Source organism: Maribacter algicola (assembly GCF_003933245.1).
GTDB lineage: Bacteria > Bacteroidota > Bacteroidia > Flavobacteriales > Flavobacteriaceae > Maribacter > Maribacter algicola.
In genome coordinates, this window is record NZ_QUSX01000001.1 from 1774462 (window position 1) to 1795826 (window position 21365).

General features: G+C 41.2%; 16 protein-coding genes. 3 read left to right on the forward strand and 13 right to left on the reverse strand.

Annotation, left to right across the window (positions count from 1 at the left end; translation table 11 throughout):
• Window positions 1-4 precede the first annotated feature (4 nt).
• The 6 genes from DZC72_RS07540 to DZC72_RS07565 form a co-directional block, all read right to left on the reverse strand.
• Window positions 5-889, reverse strand: a complete 885-nt coding sequence (locus DZC72_RS07540; protein WP_125222227.1) for a carbon-nitrogen hydrolase — start codon at window positions 887-889, stop codon at window positions 5-7.
• 100 nt (window positions 890-989) lie between these two features.
• On the reverse strand, window positions 990-1640 hold the full coding sequence (locus DZC72_RS07545) for a hypothetical protein (protein ID WP_317127117.1): 651 nt from the start codon (window positions 1638-1640) through the stop codon (window positions 990-992).
• 90 nt (window positions 1641-1730) lie between these two features.
• The gene (locus tag DZC72_RS07550; protein WP_125222228.1) at window positions 1731-2798 is read right to left on the reverse strand and encodes a dipeptidase; all 1068 of its coding nucleotides are present in this window, start codon (window positions 2796-2798) and stop codon (window positions 1731-1733) included.
• A gap of 1 nt (window position 2799) precedes the next feature.
• Window positions 2800-3912, reverse strand: a complete 1113-nt coding sequence (locus DZC72_RS07555) for a D-TA family PLP-dependent enzyme (RefSeq protein ID WP_125222229.1) — start codon at window positions 3910-3912, stop codon at window positions 2800-2802.
• 97 nt (window positions 3913-4009) lie between these two features.
• Window positions 4010-4471, reverse strand: coding sequence for a RidA family protein (locus DZC72_RS07560; protein ID WP_125222230.1), 462 nt, complete (start codon window positions 4469-4471; stop codon window positions 4010-4012).
• Between the two features lie 10 nt (window positions 4472-4481).
• Window positions 4482-5798: a gluconate:H+ symporter gene (locus DZC72_RS07565; protein ID WP_125222231.1), complete on the reverse strand. Its 1317-nt coding sequence runs from the start codon at window positions 5796-5798 to the stop codon at window positions 4482-4484.
• Between the two features lie 183 nt (window positions 5799-5981).
• Between DZC72_RS07565 and DZC72_RS07570 the strand changes: the two genes are divergently transcribed.
• On the forward strand, window positions 5982-7238 hold the full coding sequence (locus DZC72_RS07570) for an aminotransferase class V-fold PLP-dependent enzyme (RefSeq protein ID WP_125222232.1): 1257 nt from the start codon (window positions 5982-5984) through the stop codon (window positions 7236-7238).
• Between the two features lie 7 nt (window positions 7239-7245).
• Here the strand turns inward: DZC72_RS07570 and DZC72_RS07575 are convergent, their stop codons facing one another.
• The 3 genes from DZC72_RS07575 to DZC72_RS07585 all read right to left on the reverse strand — a co-directional run bounded on the left by DZC72_RS07575 (window position 7246) and on the right by DZC72_RS07585 (window position 10518).
• Window positions 7246-8370: an acyltransferase family protein gene (locus tag DZC72_RS07575; RefSeq protein ID WP_207891715.1), complete on the reverse strand. Its 1125-nt coding sequence runs from the start codon at window positions 8368-8370 to the stop codon at window positions 7246-7248.
• Window positions 8371-8443: 73 nt separating this feature from the next.
• Window positions 8444-9616 carry a helix-turn-helix domain-containing protein gene (locus tag DZC72_RS07580; protein WP_125222233.1) on the reverse strand — a complete coding sequence of 391 codons (1173 nt, stop codon included), beginning with the start codon at window positions 9614-9616 and terminating at the stop codon, window positions 8444-8446.
• Window positions 9617-9618: 2 nt separating this feature from the next.
• Entirely contained in the window at window positions 9619-10518 is a 900-nt protein-coding gene (locus DZC72_RS07585; protein WP_125222234.1) for a metallophosphoesterase family protein, read from the reverse strand.
• 111 nt (window positions 10519-10629) lie between these two features.
• Between DZC72_RS07585 and DZC72_RS07590 the strand changes: the two genes are divergently transcribed.
• Window positions 10630-12999 (forward strand): GAF domain-containing protein, encoded by a 2370-nt coding sequence (locus DZC72_RS07590; RefSeq protein ID WP_125222235.1) that lies wholly within the window; start codon window positions 10630-10632, stop codon window positions 12997-12999.
• Here the strand turns inward: DZC72_RS07590 and DZC72_RS07595 are convergent.
• Window positions 12988-14208 carry a Pycsar system effector family protein gene (locus DZC72_RS07595; protein ID WP_125222236.1) on the reverse strand — a complete coding sequence of 407 codons (1221 nt, stop codon included), beginning with the start codon at window positions 14206-14208 and terminating at the stop codon, window positions 12988-12990. The two genes, DZC72_RS07590 and DZC72_RS07595, sit on opposite strands and share 12 nt — an antisense overlap.
• A gap of 56 nt (window positions 14209-14264) precedes the next feature.
• On the opposite strand from DZC72_RS07595, the gene DZC72_RS07600 reads away from it, so the two are divergent.
• Window positions 14265-17975 carry a metallophosphoesterase gene (locus DZC72_RS07600; protein WP_125222237.1) on the forward strand — a complete coding sequence of 1237 codons (3711 nt, stop codon included), beginning with the start codon at window positions 14265-14267 and terminating at the stop codon, window positions 17973-17975.
• Here the strand turns inward: DZC72_RS07600 and DZC72_RS07605 are convergent.
• From DZC72_RS07605 to DZC72_RS07615, 3 genes are all read right to left on the reverse strand, one after another.
• Complete coding sequence (locus tag DZC72_RS07605; protein ID WP_125222238.1) at window positions 17972-18838, reverse strand: hypothetical protein; 867 nt, start codon at window positions 18836-18838, stop codon at window positions 17972-17974. The genes DZC72_RS07600 and DZC72_RS07605 overlap by 4 nt on opposite strands.
• 49 nt (window positions 18839-18887) lie before the next feature.
• Window positions 18888-20252: a vanadium-dependent haloperoxidase gene (locus DZC72_RS07610; RefSeq protein WP_125222239.1), complete on the reverse strand. Its 1365-nt coding sequence runs from the start codon at window positions 20250-20252 to the stop codon at window positions 18888-18890.
• Window positions 20253-20422: 170 nt separating this feature from the next.
• The gene (locus DZC72_RS07615) at window positions 20423-21334 is read right to left on the reverse strand and encodes an AraC family transcriptional regulator (RefSeq protein WP_125222240.1); all 912 of its coding nucleotides are present in this window, start codon (window positions 21332-21334) and stop codon (window positions 20423-20425) included.
• Window positions 21335-21365: the final 31 nt, after the last annotated feature.

A 21365-nucleotide genomic window follows, 5' to 3' on the forward strand; every position in this document is an offset into this window, starting at 1 on the left:
AGACCTAGTCCAAAGCCCTTTTGGTTAGATCTCCAAAGGCATCAATACGTCTGTCCCTAAAGAAAGGCCAGTTTTGTCGCACATTTTCCTGAAGGGACAAATCCACTTTGGCCATAAGGATTTCTTCCTTATCATGTGAGGCCAATGCTAAGATTTCTCCTTGGGGTCCACAGATAAAGGATTTTCCCCAGAACTCGATACCATCTGTGCCGGGTAAATATTTTTCAAGACCTATCCGGTTGGCTGCCGCTACAAAAATCCCATTCGCGACCGCATGCCCTTTCATAACGTTCATCCATGCCCCGTATTGGTTTTCCCCATATTGGGCCTTTTCAGCAGGATGCCATCCAATTGCCGTGGGGTAGAACAGAACTTCGGCCCCCTTTAATGCGGTTAAACGGGCCGCTTCTGGATACCATTGGTCCCAACAGATCAACGTACCAATATTTCCCTTTTGTGTACTTATGGATTGAAAACCCAGGTCTCCGGGTGTAAAGTAAAATTTTTCATAAAAGTGAGGGTCATCCGGAATGTGCATTTTACGATACAAGCCTGCTTGGCTTCCATCAGTATCAATGATATAGGCACTGTTATGATAGATGCCGGACATCCGTTTTTCAAAAAAAGGAACGATGATCACCACACCCAATTCCTTGGCCAAGGCACTGAATGCTGTAAAGGAAACATCGCCAAGAGGTTCGGCAATCTTAAAATTTTCCACGTCTTCGCTTTGGCAAAAGTAATGGCTACTATATAATTCGGGTAAACAGATGACTTCGGCTCCTTGATGGGCGGCCTTCTTGATCCATTCCACACATTTTTTCCGATTTTCATCGGCTGTATTATTCAAATTGAGCTGAACTACAGCTACGTTATAATTTTTGGACATTAAAGAAGATTATTTTAAATATTTAAAGATATTAAATAGAAGATGAACGCTCTACCAAATACTCCATAAAGATAAAATTAAGAGGAGGGAAAATTAAAACCTAATCCTTGGTGACAATCAGCGTTGCCTTGGAACCGGAAGATAATAACCACTTATTGGAGTAGAGCAGTTGCCCGTTTTCATCATACACATCCACTTGGGCCGTATTGGGTGCGGAGGAACCATGGTTAAGTGCCTCAAAATCTATTTTGTTGAAGCCAGGCTGTAAATCGACATTTACACCTTTAAAGGCTCCTGTCAATAACATATTGGGCTCCACTACCATATCGTTTACATATATTTTTACCCGGTCTCCATCCACATATTCATGGTCCCTACAAACAATTCCCACAAATTTTCCGTTACTTTTTATGTCACCCAAATATTGATCGGGGAAAAACTGCCCTGAACCATTGAGACGTTCGCCCGGTCCGATACGTGGGTCAATTTTTAGCCCTGTACCAGCTTGCACAAGCTCTTCGTCCGGAAGCATTTTTACAGGGTTTCTTGTGGTCATATCCAATTTGGGCTGTTCTTTTATCATCGATGGAATGTTCAAGACCGCACCCGAATTGGTCTTACCCGAATTATCGATGGGATTGACCGCATCAATTTTCAATGGTTTTTGCGTAGGTAGGTCTGTTTGGGCCTGAATCCATCCAAATACCAATACGCAAAGGGCCATAGCCAATGAAAACGGTCTGTTCATCATGAAGAAACAATAATCGGAATAAAGATAACAAATACCCTGCCACAGGGACTTAATGGGGTGTTAAATTCGACTAATGTACTATTTGCTATTTCAATCCGGTAGGTGAAGCTGAAGAAACCGTACAAAGTTACCATACATAATGTTGTTTATATCCTCCTTGGTATATCCTCTTTTTTCAAGCATTGGAGGAATTTTTTGGAGATCGGCAATGGTGTCTATGTCCTTTGGGGATTGCTCCAACCCGAAGCCTCCATCCAAATCGGTACCAATTCCCACATGTAGGGAGTTACTGGATAATTGGCAGATATGATCAATGTTCTGTATGGTTTGCTCCAAGGAAACCCCAGTGCTTTCCGGGGTAGACTTTCCGCGAACCCAATTGGGTACCATCATCCAAGCATCCAAAGCCATGCCGATAACCGCTTTTCGGGCGATAAGTTCTTCGATTTGTTCGTCCGAAAATTGACGGTTATGATCAACAAATTTCCGACAGTTATTATGGCTAGCCCAAATAGGCCCTTCATACGCATCCATGGTTTCCCAAAAACTTTGGTCGCACAGATGGGTAGCGTCCAATATAAGTTTCAGCTTTTGGATTTCCTTGAGCAGTTCTCTACCCTTTTGGCCAATACCACCTACGGAATCGGTTCCAAAGGCATAGGTTCCAGGACCGTAATGGGCAGGTCCTATGGCCCGTAAACCTTCTTCATAAGATTTATGAAGATAATCCAGGTTGATAATGGAATCTGCACCCTCTAAACTAAGAATATAGCCAATTGGTGTTTTGACATTGTCCTCGTTCCATCTTTTTAGGTGATTGTTAAATTGATTCTTTGTTGTGATTTGGAATAGTTCACCTGCACTCTCCATGGCCCTATACCAAGCCAATTGCCCTTGGGTCTGTGCCCATGCTTGGTGTGGGGATTTCCATCCGGGCAAATTATTATTTGGCTTTACATAACGGGCAATCTGCGTGGCTACACAAACACCTATATTTCCCTTTCTCATGGCATCAAAGGAAACCGTGTTTTTTCCGCGGTCCGGTTTGTCCATCATTCCTTGTTCACTTTCCCTAATGGCTTTTACGGACCAGGTTAAGTCCCTGTTCCATTCCATGGCGTTCATAGAAAGATCTAAATGGGCATCCAGGATGAACATGTTAAATTGAGATTTTGTGGTTACGGGCGGCTACCTTCCATGCATCGGTAATTTTCCCACTGTCCACTACCAGAAGTTCGTCGTATTTGGCCACGGTGGGACATATATGTTTGGGGATGGCATAGTGTTCCGTACCCACTTCCATGACATTTAGGTCATCATACTCCACCACCAAATGCTCTTCGGACTGGCTAATTTGTTTATCATGTTTCAGACTTAAAAATTCCACTCTTGGAAAGGGCATTTCAGGAGCAATGGATTTATGTCCTAAGTCAAAACATAATATGCCGGGCTTGGGTTTGCTGATAATCCTAGTGAACAATACGGCGGCAGGGAGAAACTTCATCTCTGGGAAAAGACCTCCATACCCTGCGTCCCATAAAAGAGTTGTGCCCGGACTGGCTATGACGTTTTCCCTTTTACTATGGATTGGGAAAGTTGGAGACCCCCCGGCAATGATAATGGGGTTTGGAAGCTTGGCTTCCAAAATTCTTTCTTTCAATTCCAAAACCGAATCGAAGGCTTTATCGCAATCCTGTTTTCTGCTATCAAAATCGGGATTTCTGAGATGACCATCGTAAACATGTAGGCCGAGAATATTCAAATGGGGATTTTCAGATATATGTTTGTATAAATGGAAGGCCTTTTCATCCGGGGCAATTCCCGTTCGGTTCATTCCCACGTTCAAATCGATATATAGGCTGATTTTCAGGTCGTTTTCTTTCCCCGATGTTGCCAATTTGTCTGCAATGGCCAGGGTATCCGTCAGTGCCGAAAATTCCGTATTGGGAAAGGTTTTCATCAAGGTTATGAATCGGGCTATATTGGCCCCCACGGGCTGCATGGCCAAAAGTACTTGGGGAGCACCGCAATTTCCTAGCAATTCGGCTTCGGCAATGTTAGCACATTTGAACTTGTTGATACCCCGTTTCATTTGCATCTGAACGATTTCCGCACATTTATGGGTCTTGATATGGGGGCAAAGCTTTTTTGTATCCCCAACCATTCGTATCATTTCCTCGATATTGTGGACGACCCTTTCCCTATAAACCAATAAGGATGGGGAAATGACCGAAGTAATATCCTTTAGCCGAAACCAATTTTCTTCTTCCATAATTTCACCTAATTTATATTGATTCTATTTTTAGATAGTTATATGCCTATCTACGTATATGCCTTCAGATTAAAATAACACATCCCTTAAAAAGGGTTTATTTGTGAAGTTCGAACATTGCCTCGATTTCCACGGCGATACCTCCAGGAAGCATCATACCCACCGCACTGCGTACGCCCACACCATTTTCTGCACCAAGAACATCGGCCATCAGTTCGCTAAAACCATTGATAACCAAGGGGTGGTCATGGAAATCAGGTGTACAATTGACCATGCCCAAGGTCTTTACCAGCCTTTTAATACGGTCTATTTCACCAAAATGAGTGATGATGGTTGACAACATGGTCAAACCCACATGCCTGGCACCTAGTTTTCCTCCAGCAAGGTCTAGGTCATCCCCAACCCGTCCCTTGTAGAGAGAACCGTCTTTTAAAACCGGGCCTTGACCGGATACATACAGAAAATTATCTACTATCAAAATAGGTCGGTATAGACCCGCTGGTGGGGGAGCCGGAGGCAATTCCAAGCCTAGCTCCCCAATTCTTTTGGATATGCTCATTGAACAATATTTATATAAACTGATTTAATATCAAAACGCCGATCAATCCCATAACTCCTACGGTGGTTTCCATTACTGTCCACGATTTTAAGGTATCCTTAATAGAGAGGTTAAAGTACTCTTTGAACAGCCAAAACCCACTGTCATTGACATGCGATAGCATGAGGCTCCCTGATCCTATGGCCAAGACCATGAGTTCCGCACTTGTCCCTGTTCCTTCTATCAGCGGTAAAACAATTCCTGCGGCTGTTAATCCGGCAACGGTGGCAGACCCCACACAAACCCTTATGATCGTTGATATCAACCATGCCAAAACCAAGGGGGAAATGGCAGACCCGCTAAGGGCCTCACCAATGTACTCGCTCACGCCACTATCGATTAAGACCTGTTTTAAGGCCCCGGCACCGGCAATGATCAATAAGACCATGGTAATTCCTTTGACAGCATCGCCTACGGTATCCATAACTTCCTTCATTGATTTACCACGCGCCAAACCTAAGGTATAAATGGCTACAAGTACGGATAGAAGCATGGCCATCACAGGGTCCCCACAAAAAACCAAAATGGACCTAAGGATGGAATCAACAGGGAGAAAAAGAGCGGCAAGTGCCGCAATGGCCATTAATATTACGGGGAGTAAGGCGGTAAATATGCTAATACCCGTTCCCGGCATTTCCTCATCTTTAAGGATGGTAGGGTTCATCAATTCCTTTAAGGGCGAAGCCTTGATATTCATCATTGTTCTTGAAAGAAAGGGACCTGCCACGATAATGGCCGGAATGGCTACAATGATACCATAAAACAAGGTTTTACCGATATCCGCATTAAAGGTTGCGGCAATAGCGGTTGGGGCGGGATGCGGAGGTAAATATCCATGGGTCACCGAAAGGGACGCCAGCATGGGCAATCCCACATAAAGCAGTGGTAGGCCAGTGGCCGCGGCAATGGTAAAGACCAGTGGGACCAAAATTACGAAACCAACGGAGTAGAACATGGGTATGCCCACAATAAATCCTGTGAGAACTACAGCCCATTGAATACTCTTTTTTCCAAATTTCTCCACCAATTTGGTTGTAATCCGTTGTGCGGCCCCACTTTCTGCGACCAACTTTCCAAGCATGGCTCCAAGCCCTAAAATCAATACAAGAAAACCAAGAATGTTCCCAATTCCTTTTTGTATGGAACTAACAACTGTAATGGGTTCCATGCCTTCGGCTATTCCAACAAATAGGGATACCAAAACAAAGGATATAAATCCATTGAGTTTAAATTTTGCGACCAAAAGGAACAAAAGAAGTATTCCAAGGACTACGATGACAAGAGGCATGGGTTGTTATTGGATTGGTTTGTAAACCCGAATATAAGATAATTTTTTAGGAGGAAGGTACCGCTCCCATGCCGATTCCATTTTCCTTAAAAAGTAGAAATGTCCTGACCTATCCGTAATTTTTAAGGTTTGTAAAATGCAAGTGCTCTTTTTTTAATACTTTTAAGAAAAGACCCTATCCTGATGAACAAAAGAGATTTTATAAAGCAATTGGGAGGTGCCGCCCTTTTTTCCCCGTTTTTGGGAATGCCCCATGATGCTTTGCAGCAATCCCAAAGCCCCTATCCCCAAAATGAGGATGCTTTCTGGGAACGTATTCGTGAGGATTATGACCTGAAACCGGATTACATCAATTTGGAAAACGGGTACTACAACTTCATTCCAAAACCCACTATGGAGAAGTATATGAAGCATATTCAAATGGTGAACTATGAAGCTTCGTATTACATGCGCACCGTGCAATGGGAAAACAAGGATAAGGTTAGGGACCGCTTGGCAAAATTGGTAGGATCCTCTCCGGAGGAACTTATTATTACACGAAATACCACAGAATCCTTGGACATGATTATTGGAGGTTATCCCTGGGAAAAGAATGACGAGGCCATCTTTGCACAACAGGATTATGGGGCTATGAAGGACCAGTTTGGTTTGGTGGCAAAAAAATATGGTGTCGTCAATAAGGTGATTTCCCTTCCCAATCATCCAGCTTCGGATGAAGAAATCGTTTCCTTATATGAGTCCCAAATAACCAAGAGGACGAAACTGTTGATGGTCTGCCACATGGTAAACATCACAGGGCAAATTCTTCCTATTAAAAAAATTTGTGATATGGCCCATTACCATGGGGTGGAGGTTATGGTGGATGGGGCCCATTGTGTTGGACATATCGATGTGAATATCGCGGAACTTGGGTGTGATTATTATGGCAGTAGCCTTCACAAATGGCTAAGTGTCCCTTTGGGCAGTGGCATATTGTTCGTTGCAAAAAAACACATCGCCAAGATTTGGCCCCTTTTCGCGGACCATACGGATGACGTGCCCGAAATCAGAAGGCTTAACCATACGGGCACTTTGCCCGTGCATACGGATTTGGCCATAGATGATGCCATTGATTATTTGGAAAATATCGGACTTAAAAGAAAGGAAGACCGACTCCGTTATTTGCAAAGGTATTGGAGCGATGCGGTCCGAAACGTGGAACACATTGTGGTAAATACCCCTGTAGAACCACACCGAAGCTGTGGTATTGCCAATGTGGGTATAGCGCACATGAAACCGGCAGACTTGGCCAAAAGCTTATTGGAGGAATTCAACATATTTACCGTGGCGATTGATTATGCCAATGTTCAGGGCTGTAGGATTACCCCGAATATTTATACGACCACCGAGGAACTTGATGCATTTATAATTGCTTTGAAGACAATGGCGAATAGAGTTTAGATTATTTCTATCGTTTCTTTTTTAAACCAAAGAACGGCTGTAATAACGGAATTTTTAGAATTAAGAAATGATATATCAACCAGCTAAATCCAAAAGTTCCCAAAACAAGAAGTGATGCCTTTGGAAATAGCCCCCAAGAAAGGTCCATTAAGAAGTAAGCCAAAACAACGGTGACTGTTTGGTGAAGGATGTAAAAGGGATACACGGCCCTATTGGCATATGAAAGAGAGAGACTTTTATGGTTTAAATGTTTTGCCGCAAACCCAAAAAGCACCAAGATCCATGACCATATATTCACTACTTTAAGCAATGCTTCGGTAAAATGGACCACATATCCGTCTTCCAGAAATACCCAAATGAAAACTTGACTAAGAAAGGTGAAAACACCTATTAAAATAGCTTTGGATTTTAAATCCTCCACAACTTTCCAAAATATATCTCCGGTAGAAATCAGAAGAAAGCCATAAAAAAACAAGACCAAACTAAAGCTAAAGTTAAACCAGTCGTCTATCAATGCATGGGTTATGTCAAAAAATGGTTCTACCAGTGCTTCCAATAGATAGAGCGGCACAACAAACCAATAAATGCCAAAAGGTTTGCCAATGATTCTATTGATCCAATCGCTAAAAGGGTTTTGGTTATTTCTTAGGTAAACGAACAAAGGCCCCAACAAGAGGGAGAAAACAAGCAAATAAGGAAGGAACCATAAGTGGTGCCAGCTTATGTTGCCTTCTGGATATACACCCTTAAAGGCAACCGAGGTAAAATAGTCTAGATAAGATCCTGAAAATTGGTGATTGGCCAATCGTTCTATGTAAACTTGAGGAGGCACAATGAACATCATCCCAAATATAAGAGGAATCCCTAATCTTCTAATTCGTTCCCACCTGAACTGACCAAGATTTCTTTTAGAAAATGCATAGTAGGTACCCATGCCGGATATAACAAACAATATGGGCAATCGCCATTGGTTTAAAAATAGCATGGGCCACTTTAACCAATCGTAAATTACGTTGTTTTTGATATGCCATCCCCAAGGAACAAAAAACATTCCTACATGATAAAAAATAAGCAATGCGAATACAATGACCCGTAACCAGTCCAAATCGTATCTCCTAATTGTGGTCTCCATGATTTACTTTTTCGGCAAATATCGACCTGACCTTAGAACGGACAAATTTTTAGGGTACTCTTACTGTCCTGAATTACAATTTTGGAGAAAAAGACTTTATATATGCGGATGGTGAAGTGCCTGTGTACTTTTTAAATGCAGAATAAAACGCGGATTTCGACTTAAAACCCGCCAATGCTCCTATGGCCTCTATGGTCAAATTGGAAAAGCCGGGGTCTATCAATTTCCCTTGGGAGAAGACTATTCTCTTCTGATTTATAAAATCGTTGAAATTGGAATGTTTCCCTTGATTTATAATTTTTGATATATGGTTTGGATGAACTTTTAGAATAGTGGCCAAATCGTTTAGTGAAGCATCTTGGAGAAGAAAATATTTGTTTTCATCTACGTAGGATTCGATACTTGTAAGATTTAGGTTTGATTTAGACTGGCCAATGGTTTCATACTTGTCCGCAACCCAAGATTTTTCAAAAAACCGGGATTCCGATACTAATACATAGGTAGTTAAAAAGGCAAGGCAGCTGTTGAAAATACCCAGGTAATGATCCCCGCCATCGTCATCAAATGAATAGAAAATTGAAAAAATAAATACCAGTAGTAAAAAAAGAACAATAACCGTATTTCGTGTGAAAATATACTTACTGGATTTATTCTGTACCCCAATTTCAGTTAATCTAGATTTTTCTTCCCAAACCATTTTTAAGGATATGACGGCATAAAATAGAAATGTGAAAAGTATCAACCAATCAAAAATATCCTTTATATAATGATAGCTATAGTCAAAGGATTCCGGTATTTTGGCGCTGGGAAACTTCGAATAATATGCGCCAATATAGGCGTTGTATTTCACTGATATAGGGGCAGTATAAAATGGAATCTGCGATAAAAAATATACAATTGGTAGAATGAAATGCCACCAATGTTTTTTGAAAGCAACATTCTCACGTTTCAAAAAGCAGTAAATGGCCAGGTAAAGTGTTGGTCCTATAATTAAAACGAAGGCCTCTGTGGAATCGTTTAGGAACAGCACATATTTAATAAGACCTGTATAGCAAACATAAACATCCAAAAAAATAAGTGCGGTAGCCAAAATGGAAAATCCTAACCATCTTAGGCCAATATTGTTGTTGGACCTAAGAAGGAGTACAATTGATAGGAAGAAGCTTTGGGCCACTCCCAAAAACATTATTGTGGAAATAAGATTATGACGTAAGGGAATGTTTTCAATAAGCGTGTCCAGTTCCACAATTACTGTTTTTTCATATAGTCCACTAACTTTTGCGGTCCTTCAAGCAGTAACCTTACAACTTTAAGTGTTCCGTCCAAAGTGGTATCAATTTGCCATTTTATAAGGGAAATTTGTCCGTTTTCAATTTCAATTCCCGTAATACTTCTTGGGTGGACACAACTACCATCGTTAAAAAATGGGATGTCTCCAGGCTCCGGAAATCTGGGTCTATGGGTGTGGCCTACAATGGTAATAAGGAGGTTGTTGTTAAGTATCCAACGTTTTATCCTTCGCTCCAACTTTATCAACTCCTTAAAATTCTTGGCCGGACTTGTGGGATCTGCAATGCCCCATACTTGTAAGGGTTTCCAAAGTACACGTACCAAAAATCTGCCCCACCTCCAAAAGGTATAGTTCCACCAATCCGCTTGATGGCCATGGGTGAGAAACAATTCCTGCTGTGTTTGCGTATGTTTTAAAACAAGGGCTTCGTTGTAGGTAATGCCTTCAAATAACTCCTTGTCCGTATTATCGATGGGCTCAAAGTAACTGGAAAGATGCTTGTCCACGTAGGCCTTATCCTTATAGACCATGTCATGGTTTCCCCATATCATGTGTAGTCTTTTTTCCAAATGGAACTTTCGTAAAAGTTGGTATACATTTTTATGGGCCTCAAAGATGGACTCAAAATACATATTTTCCCAAAGTTCGTCCCCATCGCCCAACTCGCAATAGTCAAAACCTTGATTGTAATAGTGGTTCAAGGCATGGAAATAGATATTCCTGTTATTGGCGAAGTCATCGGCAAAACTATTGTCCCCTCGGTGGCAATCACTAAAAAGGATGAACTTTGAAGTATCATCGAACGGAATATATTTTGCGTTGGAATAGGCTCTTGAAAGTCTTTTTGCGGAGGACATCTACAAAGTTTTTATAAATATCCGAAAAACCGTAACATCGTCGGATAAAACTTTAACAAAAAAGAACCGTATCTTTTGTAATTTTAAGAGTGTTTGTTAGACAAATGTTTTATGGAATGCGACGATAAAATAAGACCACTAAGGTATCTTATAAGTTTTGACAAACTTCTAAGGGCATATGAAGAAATGCTTGATGGTGATGATGATGTTTTGGCGGCAAGGGCGAGACAGGTTCTTGAAGCCCAAAGGCCTTATCCCATTCTAAGGGATGGATTTGAGGATTTGGAAATGATCGATGAGCACAAGGATGTCATTTCCTTCATTCTTCAAGACAGTTTTTCCCCTATTCTTGGCGAAAATGAAATTAAGGTGGCTTCCATACCCTATTTTGATTTCTTTTTCAATCCCTCAAAACGGTTTCAAAATATCGTCAGACAGGCGGGCCCGTTTTACAAACCAAAAATAAGGAACCAAGAAATTGGGGTGGATTATATCATGGGATGTATCGTAATCCTCAAGTTCTACTATGGGGTGGAACTCGATTTTAGCCGGCCCTATTTTTATGATATTCCAGATTCCAATGGTGTTATGCACCATTACCGTATTATGTATAATGCGGATTTTATTGATATACTACCTACTGAAAAGTCAAGGGATCTTTCTCAAGCGGATATAGACGAACTCATGGAGAGTCCGGACAATCTTATCCTTTGGCAAGAAAAGATTCCGCCGGACAGTTTTTTAGTCAAAGGTTTCATTATTGCCAATATGTTTGACGTGACCTCTGAACATTCCATATCGGAGATAAAGTCCAGCCTCATAGCAAGCGACAAACGGTCAAATGATAATTTTATGGGAAACCTACAGGAAACGTTCAGGTCGTTCTTTAGGTTGCCTGATATCAAGGTAGGTTTTGTGGTTTATAACGCAAGAAAGGACCAATTTGAACCTGTGTATGGAAGAAACATGTCAAGCTTTATCCTGAACGGAAAGGATTCCAAGTTGTGCCATGACGCTCTTTGTCAATATTCCTATAAAAGGCTTATTCAAGAAAACAAATATTTTGCCATTTCCGATGTAGAAAAGTACAATCAGGAATCTAACGGTAGTGACCCCTATCATGTACTTGGGGACCAAGAAATAAAGAGTGCCATTCTTGCCCCAATTGCTTTTGAAGGTGAGCTATTGGGCGTTTTGGAAGTGGTCTCAGGGCGTAAAAACGAACTGAACGGTGTCAATGCACGAAAGTTGGACGATGTAATGCCCTATATAGTTTCTGCGGTCGTACGATCCAAGATAGAGGAAGAAAATCTTATTGACGCCATCATCCAAAATGAGTGTACTTCCGTGCATTCATCAGTATATTGGAGGTTTCAGGAAGAGGCAAAGTACTTTATAAAAGATCAGTTGGAAAGTAGGTCTCCTTCCTTCAAGGAAATCGTTTTTAAGGATGTGTATCCACTTTACGGTCAAATAGATATAAAGGATTCTTCCAAGGCCCGTAATAAGGCCATCCAAAGGGACTTAATGATTCAATTGTCCCAAATTAATGGGGTACTGGAGAAAGCTTTGGTAAAAAATAGATTGCCCATTTATGAGGAGCTCATTTTTAGGGTAAACAATCATTTGAACAGTATCAAGGAGATGCTATATACAAATAGTGAGCAGGCCATTTTTGACTTTGTAAAAGAGGAAATAGACCCCGTTTTCGAACATCTAAAAAAAACGGATGCGAAAATAGCAAAACAAATACATGCCTACGAAGCCAAGATAGATATGGGTACGGGTTCGTATTACGATCATAGAAAAAACTATGATGAAAGCGTAACCAAGATCAACAAAAAATTGGTGTCTGTCCTGGACAAAAAACAAGAAGATGCGCAGGCTATGTTTCCCCATTATTTTGAACGTTACAAGACGGACGGGGTAGAACATAACTTGTATATTGGCGAAAGTATTTCAGAGAACGGAGGCTTTAATTCCTTATATCTCAACAACCTTAGATTATGGCAACTGCAGGTTATGTGCGAAATGGAAAATGTGCACTATAAATTAAAACCTGAGTTGCCTATTCCTTTGGATGCTACCTCCCTTTTATTGGTCTACAGTTCTTCCCTGTCCATTCGTTTTAGAATGGACGAAAAAAAATTCGATGTGGATGGAACCTATAACGCCCGGTACGAAGTCATTAAAAAGCGGATTGACAAGGCCTATATAAAGGGTACCAACGAGCGACTTACCCAGACGGGTAAAATTGCCATCGTTTATTCCCAGAAAAAGGATGAACTTGAATATTTGAGGTATATCAAATTCCTGAAATCCAAAAAATATTTTACCGATAATGTAGAAATCGTTGAACTTGAGGGTCTTCAAGGGGTTTCAGGGCTAAAGGCCATTAGGGCCGAGATCTTGTACAAGACCGATCAAGAGTCCCAAGAATCCTATACCTACGAAGATTTAATGGCCACTTTAGAAGAATAAGGTCTGGGTTACCAAATCCTGTAGTTGTCTTTCCGGACCAAAAAATTTAAAGGACAAAGCAAAAGCTATGACTGAAATGATCATACCAATCATAAAGGTGGTGTAGGTCCAACGTAGCAATTTGTATTTTTTGTTCAATACAAGTCCCAAAAAATAGAGATCCTTAGTCAAGGAGGAATATATATAATCCTTGTCTTTAACCAATTCATTGATGGCCCATTCATAATCTGCAAGGTCCATTTTGTGAAAATTTCCAAAGAATAGTAGGTTGACCTTTCTTTTGGCTACATCGTCCTTTGTGAATTCGCCACTGGTAACATTGGGTCGGGTGGCCAAAACGGCCAATATCATGGAGACAATGCTGAACAATACAAAAATGGCGGTTGGATATATGAGATAATCGTTGGAAGGATTGTCCAATTTTGGTATTAGGTTGGACAAAGCCAAGGAGATGATAATAGCGTTGACCGATAGTAAAATGTTTGCCTTGGTATCTGCAATATCACTCAAGGTAAGGTGGTTTCTTAACGTAACGCGAAAAAGGGTCTGTATCCCCCTATCTGGACTTTCTCCTTTGAATTTTGCCTTTAACTTTTCTTTTTTTGCAATGTTCTTGATGGATTTTTTCTCTTTTATGAGCTTCTTAAGATTGTCATCCTTTTTCTCTTGCCAATTTTCCTTGGCGTAATCCGTATAATATCGATGTTGATTGCCTAGCACACTTATATTTAGGTCTACCCAGTCTTTATAGGTATAGTCTGCAAGATTCAATAATTTAAGTTCTTCCCGTAATAATTCGGATGTTTCCAAATAGCTTGTTTGCGCAAAGTGCGAGGCATCTGCGTCCCTAAGGATTTTTTCCTCAATGGAATTGGGCACCGCATCTTTTTCCGTTGCCATGATGTATCTGTTTACTTTGGAAATCAGGTCAGAATCATATCCTTGGTTCTCAAGAAATTTTGTCGCAATGATGCAGCTATTCTTTTCATGATCCTTTGTCGCAAAAGTATACCCGGTGTCATGAAACCAGGCAGCAATTTCCAATACTTCTTTTTCCTCATCCGATAGGGCACAGGCTTTAGAGATTTCTTTAGTACTTTTAACAACACGTTGGGTATGCCTTAAATTGTGGTAGAGATAGTTTGGATCTAGCTCATTGGACAGTAAGGCCGTAACGTGATTTTTGGTATGCTGAAGAATATCCGCCATAAGGAAACTTTTTTAGGAATTCCAAATTACAAAAAATAGAACACTGGGTCGTCTACATGAGAAAATATACTACCGCTTTTTTACTACTTTGTTTGATTACGGGTTGTGCTACCTATAAATCAAAATATGCAGATGTACGGGATGCTGAGGATATACAAATCGATACGGATGTTGAGCATACCTTTTACCTAATTGGTGATGCCGGACTCTCACCCATTGGCGGTATGAACCCTGCATTGAAAATCTTTAAAAAAAAGCTTGAACAAGCAAATGGGAACAGTACGGCCATTTTTTTGGGCGATAATATTTATCCGGCCGGTTTGCCAGATCCCAAGGACTCAACCATTGCCTATTTAACGGCAAAGAACCATTTGGATGCCCAATTGAAGACACTCGTCAATTTTAAGGGAAGAAAACTATTTATACCGGGCAATCACGATTGGTACACGGAAGGTCTCATTGGATTGGAACGGGAAGAGGATTATATCAAGGAACAACTGAATGATAAAGATGCCTTTTTACCAAAAAATGGTTGTCCCATAGACGTAATAGAAGTGAGCGATGCACTGGCCATTATTGTTTTGGACACGGAATGGTACCTCACCAACTGGAATAGGAGGCCGGGTATCAACGATAAATGTGAAATAAAAAGCAGGGAAAAATTTCTTTTGGAGCTGGAGGATGCAATAAAGGATTACAGGGATAGAACTACGTTGATCGCCATGCACCATCCCATGACAAGTTACGGCCCCCACGGTGGGCAATACTCGTTTAAAAAGCATTTTTATCCAAAAGACATGCCCGTTCCTTTGCCAGGTTTGGGAACCTTTATCAATATTTTGAGGAGGACCTCCGGGGCTTCCACAGAGGATATGGGCAATAAAAGATATTTGGACCTGGTAAAAAGGGTAACGACCTTGGCGCAATACTCGGATAGGGTCATTTTTGCCTCCGGCCATGAGCATACCTTACAATATATCGTTGAAAACAGTACGCCACAGATTGTTAGTGGTTCCGGAGCTAAAAAGGGAGAAACAAGGTTATTGAACGGATCCCGTTTTTCTACTGGGAGAATGGGGTATGCCACCTTGGAGGTTTACACCAATGGGTCTTCACGGGTTCGGTATTACGGTGTTGATGGTCAGGGGAATGAGGAATTCCTTTTTACTTCTGCAGTATTGCCCCCAAATGCACAGAAATTGGACACTATATTTCCTAGAATTCCGGATAAGGAACTAAAAGCATCCGTTTACACCAAAGAGGAAATCGATAAATCCGGTTTTTTCAAGGCGATTTGGGGAGAACGTTATCGTAGCTATTATGGCAGGGAGGTGACCGCACCCGTGGTCTATATAGATACCTTGTTCGGGGGACTTACACCCGTTAAAAAGGGAGGAGGGCATCAGTCCAAGTCCTTGCGTTTAAGACATGCTTCCGGAAAGGAATACGTCATGCGCGCCCTTCGAAAACTACCTGAACTGTATTTGCAATCCATGGCTTTTCAAGATCAGTACCTTATGGACGATTTAAAGGAAACCTATACAAAGGAACTGCTGGAGGACTTTTATACAGGTTCACATCCCTATGCCCCGTTCACGGTTGGTAAACTTTCAGATGCCGTTAAAATTCTTCACACCAATCCGGTACTTTACTATATTCCGAAACAGGAAGCACTGGGTGAGTTCAATGATGTTTTTGGAAACGAACTGTATATGATCGAGGAACATGCTGGCGATGGTCATGGGGATTTGGAGAGTTTTGGGTATTCCAATGAGTTAAAGAGTACGGATTCCATGTTGGAGGACCTTCGGGATGACGAGAAGTATATAGTGGATACCGATGCCTACATCAGGGCCAGATTGTTCGATATGGTCATAGGGGATTGGGATAGACATGTGGACCAATGGCGATGGGCCGAGTTTAAAGAGGATGGTAAAATAGTTTATAGACCCGTTCCAAGAGATCGTGACCAGGCCTATTCCCAAATGGGCGATGGCATTTTAATGGGCCTTGCCACCCGTATCATCCCGGGCCTACGCTTAATGGAAGGATTTAATGAAAAAATTAGAAACGTTAAAGGATTCAATTCCTCTCCAAAAACGTATGTACTGGATCTCGCCTTATTATCAGAAAGCACCTTGGAAGACTGGACCAAACAGGCCAAGTTTTTACGGCAAAGGATTGATGAAAGGGTTATTGACGATGCGTTTACCATGTTTCCCAAGGAGGTGCAGGATGCCGGTGTTCAAGAAATTAAAAGAATTCTACTATCAAGGGTTGAAAGTATTGAAAACACCGCTATCGAATATTTTAAAGTTTTGAACAAATTTGCCACGGTGGTGGGTACGGACAAGGATGATTGGTTCGTAATCACCCGATTGGATGACCAAAGAACCCAGGTAAGCGCCTACAGGATTATTGACGGGGAAAAGAAACAGCAGTTTTTTGATAAGGTCTTCTATACTTCCAGTACCAATGAAATTTGGGTGTATGGCTTGGATGACGATGATATTTTTGAAGTGGTAAACCCTAACGATTACAAAGGGGTAAAGGTTAGGATTATCGGGGGGCAAAACAATGATATTTACAGGATAAAAAATGGTAGGGGTGTCGCCGTATACGATTATAAAAGTAAAAAGAACACGATTGAGGGGGCTGGGAGAACTAAGGTCAAGTTAACGGACGATTATCCGGTGAATACCTATAATCCTTTAAACATTCGAAGTAGCAACAATCAGGTGATACCAACGGTAGGTTTTAATCCAGATGATGGAATCAAGGTGGGTTTTATGGATACCTATACCTACAATGGTTTCAGGCAAAACCCTTTTACCCAACAACATACTCTTAAGGCATCCTACTATTTTGCCACCAGTGGGGTAGAGTTACAGTATAGTGGGGAATTTGCCAATGTGTTCGAACATTGGAATTTGGCTTTGAATACAAGATTTACCACTCCCAATTTTGCTATTAACTTCTTTGGTTTTGGGAATGACACTGATAACTTGGACGATAATTTAGGATTGGACTACAATAGGGTACGCATTCAAAATTTTGAGTTCAACCCTTCCTTGGTATGGAGAAGTCCCCTGGGCGCAAAGTTTGACTTGGGTTTTTCCTATGAAGCCATTGAAGTAGAGGAAACTTCAGATAGATTTATCAACACCTTTTACCAAGTAAACGGTCAGGAGACCGGGAATAAATTTGTGGGCGTACATGGCAAATATTCCTATGAGAACCATGACAATCAGAGTTTTCCCACCATGGGCATGGCGACCTCCATTGCCTTGGGCTTCAAGGAGAACATTGGTATGGCCAATAGGAATTTTGGATACTTAATTCCGAGTATCTCCTTCGACTATAAATTGATTCCTAGTGGCCGACTCGTTTTGGCGACCAAGTGGAAAGGGCACATAAATATGGGGAATGGTTATGAGTTCTATCAGGCTGCCAGTATAGGGGGAACCGATGGATTACGGGGCTATCGAAACCAACGCTTTACAGGGAAGGCTTCCTATTACCAAAATACGGACGTGAGGTTTAGCCTACGTAAAATGCGCACCCGAATTTTACCATCGGCATTGGGGCTTTTTGGTGGTTTCGACTATGGTAGGGTATGGTCACCAGGAATTTCTTCCAATGAATGGCATACTTCCTATGGCGGTGGTTTTTTTCTGAACACCGCCGATATATTGAACCTGAATCTTGCCTTGTTCCATAGTGAGGACGGTCCTCGTTTTACCTTTGGACTCGGTTTTGGGTTTTAACGCTTTTCAACCTTTCTTAAATCCAAGGAATAGAGATTGTTGCCCGAGCCATGGGAGCCTTCATCGGACAGTAATAGCACATCTTCATTTATAAAGCATATGGACTCCAGTTGGGTCCTAATTCCCAAATCTATTTCCTCAACCTTACCATTGGTGAAGTTGTCCCAAGTAAAATCCGTAAAAATGAAGAGTTTTCCGTAACTGAGAGCGATGACTTTAGTGCCGCTTGGGGAAATGTCTATACCCGTTATTTGGCAGGTCTTCCAATCTGAACACAAGTTTATTTCAGCGACTAATGTTGCCACATATTCCCCCTTTACATCCGGTACGCTATAAACATAGGCACTTCCGGTAAAAGGGTTGGACCTGTTTTTGGTAACGATAAATACTTTGTTGCCATGATGGAAGATGGCTTCGGCATCAAAAAAACGTCCGGACTTCTTCGGTGGGAATTGTTGTTGCTCAGGATAGCGTAGCTCAATTTTTTCGGCAACGATTTTGTCGCCAGGTTCTACTTCTGGATTGGGAACCTTGTAAATTTTTAAATTTTTACGGCTGTTATCGTTGTTGCCTATATCGGCTATGTAAACATTCCCCAAATGGTCCTTGGCAAGATCCTCCCAGTCATCATTGTCGCCATTCTTCATCGTAAGGGTCTTTAGGATTTTTCCCTTAAAATCGACTTTATAAAGTTCGTCCTTATTACCCCCATCCTCTACGATCCAAACAGTGGAATCTGTAAGGCTTATCATACCAGAGTTTTCCTTAAGGCTTCCAGGTAAATCCGTAATGACCTTTAACTGCCCGTAATTGGTACAGGAAAAAATGGTAAGGGATAGTAATAAGAGGCACGTTCTAATCATATTGTAAAATATCAATAAGAACGTATGAATTTACGAATCTAAATTTAAACTACTCTTGATTTGCCGCAACGGATTTGACGCTTTTCATATTTATTTTGTCGATAAGCAATGCACCTAGTTCTCGACCTTGTCCCACACCCACTTCTACGGCGGCCCTATAGTGAATTCCTCCGTACATTCTGCTGATGGCAGCCTCATCCGCAGCTTGGTTGAATGAGGTAAAGCTTCTTATGGGAAGCCCGTACGGTAGTTCCGTATCGTCATCAAAGCTGAAATCGTCCCCAAAAATATCCGTCAGGGCCGTTGCGGCCGCTCCGGAGACTACACTATGTCCGCTAGTATATTCAGGAAAGGGTGGTGTTTGCAAAATGGGAACCCAGTTTTCGTCAATGTGCTGATTGATCAATGTTTCCGGTCGAATGAGATTACTTCTGTATTTCTCGTCCCAGCAGCTTATAAAGGCATCTGCGATTGCCATGGAGGTTTTGGTATATGCGTACACCGATTTCTGAAAATCACTTTCGGTTTTTCTACAGGCTATCTTTGTAATTCCGATCCAATGCGCACCTGGAGTGATTTTTTTGGTAGCAAACATCAGATGTCCACGGGTAACGGATACGTAGGGATTACAATCCCAAAACTTAGCTATGGCTACCTCCTCGGATTCGTCACCAACAGCGGTAATCCTGTTACTGGTTTCATATACCTCCAAAAGTTCTTTATAGAATTGGGAATTTTTGTCCATGGAAAATGCTGGTGGAGGTGCCGGTTTGAATTGAGCCGCCGAGTCCAAAAAGAAAGGACGTATCTTGTTCCAATGCGGTTCTATACCATCCATGTAAGCGGGCGGGGTGGGCTGCCACCTTGCCGGATCATCCGTGTCCACCGTAAACTTGGGCATGGTGCGGGTTTGGCTATAATTGTCCTTCCCCATCCATGTTTTTATATGTTCCGCTACTTTTTCCCCGTAGGCCTTGGACGCCTCGAACTCGATTTTGTTCGTAGTTTCCCATGAGGCAAAGAGACTGTCCTGCAAAACGTTGAATTTATCCTCCGAAAAAATCAACTGCTTGCTAATGTTCATGTGGGCGATCAATGCGGCCAAATTAGGATTTATATTGGGGAGTGAGTCTATTTTAGGTATTGGGGTAAGCTCATTTACCTGTCCGGCCAATGAATTATATTCCGGGTTTACCTGTGCTATGATTTCATAGGCAGCGATATTTGGGTATGCGAATATTCTACTGGCCACTGGTGGAGAAAATATATCATGAATCATGATCTCTACCACCTTATCAATGGAGGTATGTAAATCCTCTGCCGTTACATTGATCGGTTCATTGCTTTGTGGTTTTTCCTGTGAACAGGAAAGGAAAACCAAAACAAGCAAAATGGCCGAAACTTTCTTTAACATATTTAGTGTCATTTTGTTAATCATCGTCAAATTAATCCCTCAATCAAAGGACAAAATTACATTATTTTGACTGCCAATCAATTCTTTAGGGTTAAAATTGGACGTTTTGGGGGAACATTAAACTATTGTTAATTCTTTTTAAGATATACTTTGCTTACACAGTTTTAGTCCTAGTCTTTAGCGGAAGTAATCTCAATGGGCATATAGACCTCTGTAACCCAAGTCTTGGAGTCACCTCCCATTTGGGGATTGTTATGAAAGACCTCTAGAGGGGTTTCTTTTATGCTGATACTATTATTTTCGGCATAATTGATCAAGGCATACCAAGCCCTATCGGATGAGATGTAATTTCCATTAAATATTGCCTTTAATGCAGGTTTAGGATTAAGGTACTTAAACTTGATTTCCCCTAAATCAGGTAAGGTGTCCAATTTTTTTATTGGAAAACCGAAGTTGTAGGTTAGACTATCTGTTTTCTTTGCCCAATGGGTAACCTCTACCATGGGAAGACCATCAAATTGTATATTATTTTTTAATAGAACATCGCTAATGAAGTTGGTATTGTCCATCATACCCTTCGCCTTGTTAAACTGTTCCTTTGAAATGGTAACATAGGCGAAAAATTTGGAAGGCGTTTCTTCTTCTCCTTCAATGGTCACTTTAAAATTATCTACATGATCTTTTAACACGGTCATAAAGTCGTAGACCGTTTTTTCAGATCGCTTCACGAAATCAGTTTTCGTAAAAGGCACTTTAAGCTTATTTATGATGCTATTTTTAAGATTACCATCCTTTATCTCTACAGATACTTTTGAAAGTGAGTCATGAATTGGTATTATGGACCAATGATAATCATGGACTGAGTCTGAAAAGGCAAACGTTTGTATTATATGATTAAGGTCCTCTTGCTTTAAAGTGGTGGTAGTTTTTAATCCTTTGCCCCAAAGTTTTATAGATTGATTTATGGTTCCCGGTAGTGATTTGGACTCAAAATTGATAATGTAATCAGATGGTTTAACAAACAGGTACCATAGAGAGAAAAGTAAAAAAATGAAGAGGATGATTTTTATACTTTTTTTCATAATCGATTTTAAAGTTTATGTAGTTATAATT